Source organism: Blautia sp. HA3515 (genome assembly GCF_059933065.1).
In genome coordinates, this window is record NZ_JAYFUY010000015.1 from 1 (window position 1) to 6,327 (window position 6,327).

Consider the following 6,327-nt stretch of genomic DNA (forward strand, 5'->3'; position numbering starts at 1 on the left):
GATATTCGTACAGTTTCAATTCCCTAACAAACAGAGGTATAAAATTGTTGGGAGTATCTCCTTACCATTTAAGCACACAAATTATTAAAAAAGTGGTTTTTGAAAGCCATGCGTCTGACATCTATCTGATTGTTGAAGAAGGATTCTACAAGCGTACCTTGGATATTCACCGAACACTAGGGTTGCTCTTGCACACTCAAGTCTCGATTCAGCAATTGCTTAAGCTGCCAGCGGAATGCTTTCATCCTAAACCAAAAGTAAACAGTGTCTTAATAAAACTTACCCGCCATACCACAGATGTTCCAGATAAATATTGGAAGCTATATACGTACTTTGTTTCAAAATGGGTCAATCGAGAATATCGTCAACTGTTTACTAAAAATCAGTTTCATCAGAGACAATGAAACACGCCAAAGTAAACAATTTAAGTACCGTTACTTATGAGCAAGTATTGTCTATTTTTAATAGTTATCTATTATTTAACGGGAGGAAATAATTCTATGAGTCGCTTTATGTAGAATTTGGAAAGTTACACGTTACTAAAGGGAATGTAGATAAATTATTAGGTATACTACTGACAGCTTCCAAGGAGCTAAAAGAAGTCCCTAGCGCCTACGGGGAATTTGTATCGATAAGGGGTACAAATTCCCACTAAGCGCTCGGGACCCCTTGTCGGAAAATGTCCTAAGTGTGGCAACAATATTGTATTAAAAAAATCGTTTTAGTGCAGTATCTTAAAATTTTGTATAATAGGAATTGAAGTTAAATTAGATGTCAAAAATTTGTAATTAAGAAGGAGTGATTACCACCGCATTTGCCAGAATCAAATGAGCAAAATTTGATTGTCATTGAAGCGTTTTTAGAAGCTGCGAAGCGATATGCTCGTGGTGGATATGATGTAATTGTAGATGGCATTGTAGGACCGTGGTTTTTAGAGCCGTGGCTCAACATTGTTCAAGAGCATTATGAAGTACACTAAGGGCAAGTAAAGAAGAAACTATGAAGCGAGCTATCGAACGCTCAAAGTTAGACAGAGAAACAAATATTGAATGAGTCGAAACAATGTGGAATCAATTTTCCAATTTAGGAATCTATGAATTAAATGTTATAGATACAACTACGCATTCAATCAAAGATACTGTTTCAGCAGTAAAAGAAAAAATAGTAAGCGGTACGGCCTTACTATTTTAGACAATTCCAGTTTATCGGTGGGATGAAGGTCGGGGAGCCGTCCGCAGACGGCAGGGGCAGCGCCCCTGCCGGAGCTGGCAGAGCAGCAGGCACGAGCCGGCAGTGAAGCAGCTCCGGCAACCCCTCCCCTTCAGGGGCGCGAAGCACTTTCACACCGCCTGCACCGATGGGGTGGCGGTGTGAAAGTGCTTTTGCGTTACTTTCTCACCAGAAAGTAACAAAGAGGTTGTTTTAGCGGAAATTTATGATAAAATAGAGGACGGAAGAATAAGCGGAAAGGGGGCGATTTTATGGGAGTTACGATTTCGGGTATGACAGGTGCAGGGAGCATCCGGCACAACAACCGCAGCTTCTCAGCGGCGAATGTAGACCGGAGCCGGACGGAGCAGAACATTGTTTTCTGCAACGAGGATCTGAAGCAGGTCTATCATATGGTCTTTGATGAAGCTCTCGCAGCCTACAACGCAAAGAAAACCAAAACGAGAGATAAGATACCGGACTACTATGAGCATATCCGGCAGAGTAAACAGGAAAAGCTGTTCCATGAAGCGATCTTCCAGATCGGCAACATGGAGCGACTGTGGGTGCGGTACGCCGGACGGAGAACGGGCGGCGGCAGCTCTGAAAGATTTTGCGGAGTCTTTTGCAGAACGCAACCCCCATCTGCGGGTGTTCAATATGGTGCTGCACATGGACGAGGCAACGCCCCATCTCCATGTCGATTTTATCCCTGTGGCAACGGAGCAGTCAAGAGGACTTTCTACAAGGGTATCTATGAAACAGGCATTGAAGCAGCAGGGGTTTGTCGGTGTCGGCAGAAAGCAGACCGAATGGGCGGCGTGGATGGAACGGGAGAAAGAAGCTCTGACGGAGATCGCCCAGCGGCACGATTTTGAAATTATCTCTCTCGGCACGAACAGACCGCACATGGACTTGCCGCAGTTCAAGGAAGCGGCTGCGAGGCTGGAAGCGGTGCAGCGAGCAGACAGCGGCAGTAGAGCGGGAGGTTGCTGAGCTGGAACGGCAGCGGAACGCTTGAAAGGCACTGTGCGGCTCTTAAAGGAGGCTGACAGGGTAAATGCACCCCTGCATGATATTCAGCCGGAAAAGACGCTCACAGGGGCAGTGAAGGGCGTGACGGTGGATCAGGTCGAGCAGCTAAAGAAAATGGCACTGCGCAGCGTGACGGATCGGCACAAGGTACAGGAGCTGACGGAGGAAAACACCCGTCTGCGGTCACAGGTGCCGTCCATGAAGAAGCGGCTGGAAGAAGCGCAGCGGCAGCAGCAGGCTTGAAGCACGAAAACCGGAGGCTGCGCGATGAAAACTATTATCTGCAATCCGAGCTGCAGGAGGAACGCAGCTTCACCGAGCGTCTGACGGACGGCATCGGTCGGATGCTGGACTTCTTGGAAGAACACCTGCCGGAGCGTCTGCGTCCTCTGCTTGAAAAGGCGAGGGAGCTGCTGCCCGATGCCGGAGATTGGACAGCAGCAGGAGCAACAGCAGCACCAGCGAGGAATGGGCGGCATGGAGCTGTAAAAGAAGCCTGTCCGGAGGGCTTGAAAATCTCTTTCGGACAGGCTATAATAACAACTGAAAATAGGGAATTGCTGTATTGATAATCTAAGCCCCCTGTAAGGCGTACTCCCAACCTATATTTTCTCTCTCTGAAAGGGAGAAAGTCGGAGGGGAAAAGGGGGGTGAGCGAAGGGGTGTTGGAAGTGTGGTAAACCTCGTTAGAGGTTTTCCAAGCCACTGTGGTAAACCCATCGGGTTTTCCATAGTGGCGGCACTTTCAATGCCCCGCAGCGAGGGGGAAAAGGGGGAGGTGACTTTCTCTTTAAGGCGGCGGTAGCCGCCGCTCTTTTGCTCCCCCTTTTCCCCCTTCCCGCCCGCAGGCGATCCCCGCCGCAGCGGATTTTCTTTTTGGTACTTTTTCTTTTGTGAGGTGGTAATATGACCGAGAATTATCGAGGCTGCTACGAGTATTTGAGCGCACAATATCCGGAGGTCGGAGGCTATGAGTTTTATAAAGAGCTGTTTCCGGACAATGAGAACTCCGGAGAACGGCACACGGATTTTTCCCATCCGAACGCTGTGTATCTGTATCGGGACGAACAGAGCGAGGATAAGAAGCTCCGGCGCAGGAAGATGTATAACGACACATGGGAACAGGATTACATGGAGTTTGTCGAGGGGAACAGCCTTACTTTGTGCAGCGGTCTTGCATATCGCAGAAAGGAGAACAGGCTGGAGAACGCCCAGCGGATGTATGCTCTGATCTTCGATCTGGATGGCGTAGGTCTTGCCGAGCTGCGCAACCTCTTTCTGCGCTTTGGCGGCGATCCGGAGCGAGTGCGCCGGTTGCCGATGCCGACTTTCCTTGTTCTGTCGGGGACAGGGCTGCATATCTACTATGTTTTCCAGCAGCCGATTGACCTATACCCGAATATAAAAATTCAGCTTAAAAGTCTGAAATATGACCTCACTTTCCGGCTATGGGAGTATGGCAGCACTTCGCAGGTCAAGGCGATCCAGTATCAATCCATCAATCAGAAGTTACCGCATGGTGGGCAGCATCAATGACAAGCATGGGACGGAGCTGGTCGCTTTCCGTACCGGAGAACGGGTAACGCTGGATTATCTGAACGCCTACGCAAAGCCAGAAAACAGGGTGGATGTCAATAAGCCTTTCAGCCCATCCAAAATGACACGAGCTGAGGCGAGGGAGGCATATCCGGAGTGGTATGAGCGTGTTGTTGTGAGAGGCGAGAAAGGACGCAAGAAGTGGGATATTGCCGGAAAGGTGCATGGTGATGATCCGTATGCGCTCTACCATTGGTGGCTGCGGCAGATCGGAGAGATAAAGGGCGGGCATCGGTATTTCTTTTTGATGTGCCTTGCTATCTATGCTTACAAATGCGGTGTGTCGAAGCAGCAGCTCCGGCAGGATATGAAAGAGGCTTTTGATGATCTGCAGATGGTGAAGCATGAGAACGCATTGACCGAGGAAGATATACGGAGTGCGCTGGAAGCCTACGACAAGGAGTATTACAATTTCACGATTTCCGATATTGAAGCTCTGACCGATGTTCGCATCGAGCGCAACAAGAGGAATGGTAGATCACAGAAAGAGCATTTGAAAAGAGCAAGGGCGGTGCAGGAAGTGGATTATCCTGGCGGCACATGGAGAAGAAAAGGGGCAGAAGAAAAGAAAGCGCAAGTCTATGCGTGGCGGCAGGAGCATCCAGAGGGACGCAAGGCCGATTGTCATAGGGACACCGGACTTGATCCGAAAACGATCCGCAAATGGTGGGACACCGTACCGGAGGGGCATATAACGGTCAAAATACGCCCATCACAGGCTTTGAGCGATCTGTTGGTGGAATTTAAGAAAGGGCTGTAAACGCCCCAGAAACGCCCTACAAGGCGTTTTCGGGGCGGGTAAGGGTTTTTATTTACCCCACCGAAAACGAGGCTTGAAAACCGCGCGAAATAAGGCTTTTTCACCCCCTAAATGTACACGCTGCGGTGTTAGCATATAGAAAGCACTGTTCATAGAAAAGTTGCAAAAAAACATTTGCAATGCACTTGCAAATGTCACGAATATTGAATATAATATTAGTGCAAGCTAAAAATGACGAGGAAAGGAGTGCTATTATGGCTAAAGGAAATATGACGATAAGAATGGAGCCGGAGCTGAAAGCACAGGCGGCAGCTCTCTTTAAGTCCCTCGGAATGGATTTGAGTACGGCAACGGGTATTTTTTATCGACAGGCACTTAGGTGTCATGGACTTCCCTTTGAAGTCAAGGTTGACGAGCCGAATGCTGTTACCTATGCGGCGATGGAGGCGGCAGAAAAGGGAGAGGATATGTATGGTCCGTTTGATAGCGTTGCAGATCTGATGGAGGCGCTGAATGCTTAAGCCGGAGTTTTCGGGGCAGTTCAAACGAGATTACAAGCTTGCGATCAAGAGAGGCTGCGATCCGAAGAAGTTGGAGGAAGTGATCACGCTGTTGTGTAACGAGCAGCCGTTGCCGGAGGCGTATCGAGATCATGCTCTCACTAATTCCAGAAATTATAAGGACATGAGAGAATGTCACATCGAGCCGGACTGGCTGTTGGTCTATAAAGTTGTTCGGCAGACTTTGATTTTGAAATTGATAAGGACGGGATCTCATAGCGATTTGTTTTGAGATTAACTCCGGATGAAAGAGTGGTGATGATATTTGGCGGGTGTAATAACGGAAATTGCAATAGAATGTGGCGTGTCGGAACAGGCAGTTCGTGCATGGTGTAGGCGAAACCATGTTGCGAAAGATGCGAAAGGAAGTTTCGCAATCAGCGAAAGTCAAAAAACCGCCATATATCAGCATTATTTAGGTGTTGAACGAAAGCAAGTTTCGCAACAGGCGAAAGCAAGTTGCGAAACTTGCGAAACCACTTTGATCGCTATGCTGCAGGGAGAATTAGACCGGAAAAGCGAGCAACTTGCTGTAAAGGACAAGCAGATCGAGGAACTGAACGCAAGGTTGGCGGAGGTCAGCTCGGCGTTGGTGACGGCACAGCAGACTGCGGCAGCGGCCCAGGCTCTCCATGCTGGGACAATGCATCAGCAGCTTCTTTCCGGCAAGTCCGGAGCCGATCAGCCGGAGCGTGAGACAGAACCGGTTCAAAAGCGTAGCTGGTTTAGTAGGTTCTTTGGGGACTAAACAGAACGACAAATCGGGAATTTGTGGAGGTGAAAATATAGATGAATCAAGGTAGAATTATTGTAATCACAGGTGCGCCGGGGACAGGAAAAACTACAACGGCATCTCGTTGTTGCAAAAGAATCAGATTTGGAAAAAGTCTGTGCATATGCACACAGATGACTTTTATCATTATTTGAGTAAAGGGGCAATACATGAACAAAAATATAAAATATTCTCAAAACTTTTTAACGAGTGAAAAAGTACTCAACCAAATAATAAAACAATTGAATTTAAAAGAAACCGATACCGTTTACGAAATTGGAACAGGTAAAGGGCATTTAACGACGAAACTGGCTAAAATAAGTAAACAGGTAACGTCTATTGAATTAGACAGTCATCTATTCAACTTATCGTCAGAAAAATTAGAACTGAATACT

10 protein-coding genes and 1 pseudogene are annotated in these 6,327 nt (G+C 47.7%); all 11 read left to right on the forward strand.

Annotated features, from left to right (window positions below):
• Positions 1-496, forward strand: a pseudogene (locus R1Y93_RS00475) (rRNA adenine N-6-methyltransferase family protein); the annotation flags it as partial.
• A gap of 318 nt (positions 497-814) precedes the next feature.
• A complete protein-coding gene (locus R1Y93_RS00480; protein ID WP_430393582.1) occupies positions 815-979 on the forward strand; it encodes a hypothetical protein in 165 nt (54 codons plus the stop codon).
• Between the two features lie 755 nt (positions 980-1,734).
• A complete protein-coding gene (locus R1Y93_RS00485; protein ID WP_500821219.1) occupies positions 1,735-2,205 on the forward strand; it encodes a plasmid recombination protein in 471 nt (156 codons plus the stop codon).
• A gap of 21 nt (positions 2,206-2,226) precedes the next feature.
• Positions 2,227-2,487, forward strand: a complete 261-nt coding sequence (locus R1Y93_RS00490) for a hypothetical protein (protein ID WP_500821221.1) — start codon at positions 2,227-2,229, stop codon at positions 2,485-2,487.
• Positions 2,484-2,813, forward strand: coding sequence for a hypothetical protein (locus tag R1Y93_RS00495; protein WP_500821222.1), 330 nt, complete (start codon positions 2,484-2,486; stop codon positions 2,811-2,813). Before R1Y93_RS00490 ends, R1Y93_RS00495 begins: the two co-directional genes overlap by 4 nt.
• Positions 2,814-3,150: 337 nt before the next feature.
• The gene (locus R1Y93_RS00500) at positions 3,151-3,780 is read left to right on the forward strand and encodes a hypothetical protein (RefSeq protein WP_500821223.1); all 630 of its coding nucleotides are present in this window, start codon (positions 3,151-3,153) and stop codon (positions 3,778-3,780) included.
• Positions 3,761-4,600, forward strand: a complete 840-nt coding sequence (locus R1Y93_RS00505; RefSeq protein ID WP_500821224.1) for a hypothetical protein — start codon at positions 3,761-3,763, stop codon at positions 4,598-4,600. The genes R1Y93_RS00500 and R1Y93_RS00505 overlap by 20 nt, the downstream gene beginning before the upstream one ends.
• A 254-nt stretch (positions 4,601-4,854) precedes the next feature.
• Positions 4,855-5,121 carry a type II toxin-antitoxin system RelB/DinJ family antitoxin gene (locus tag R1Y93_RS00510; protein ID WP_033119556.1) on the forward strand — a complete coding sequence of 89 codons (267 nt, stop codon included), beginning with the start codon at positions 4,855-4,857 and terminating at the stop codon, positions 5,119-5,121.
• Positions 5,114-5,392 carry a type II toxin-antitoxin system YafQ family toxin gene (locus tag R1Y93_RS00515; RefSeq protein ID WP_021632616.1) on the forward strand — a complete coding sequence of 93 codons (279 nt, stop codon included), beginning with the start codon at positions 5,114-5,116 and terminating at the stop codon, positions 5,390-5,392. The genes R1Y93_RS00510 and R1Y93_RS00515 overlap by 8 nt, the downstream gene beginning before the upstream one ends.
• Before the next feature lie 249 nt (positions 5,393-5,641).
• Positions 5,642-5,908: a hypothetical protein gene (locus R1Y93_RS00520; protein WP_242992232.1), complete on the forward strand. Its 267-nt coding sequence runs from the start codon at positions 5,642-5,644 to the stop codon at positions 5,906-5,908.
• A gap of 194 nt (positions 5,909-6,102) precedes the next feature.
• Positions 6,103-6,327, forward strand: a 225-nt coding sequence (locus tag R1Y93_RS00525) for an rRNA adenine N-6-methyltransferase family protein (protein WP_500821225.1), incomplete at its 3' end; no start/stop codon positions are given.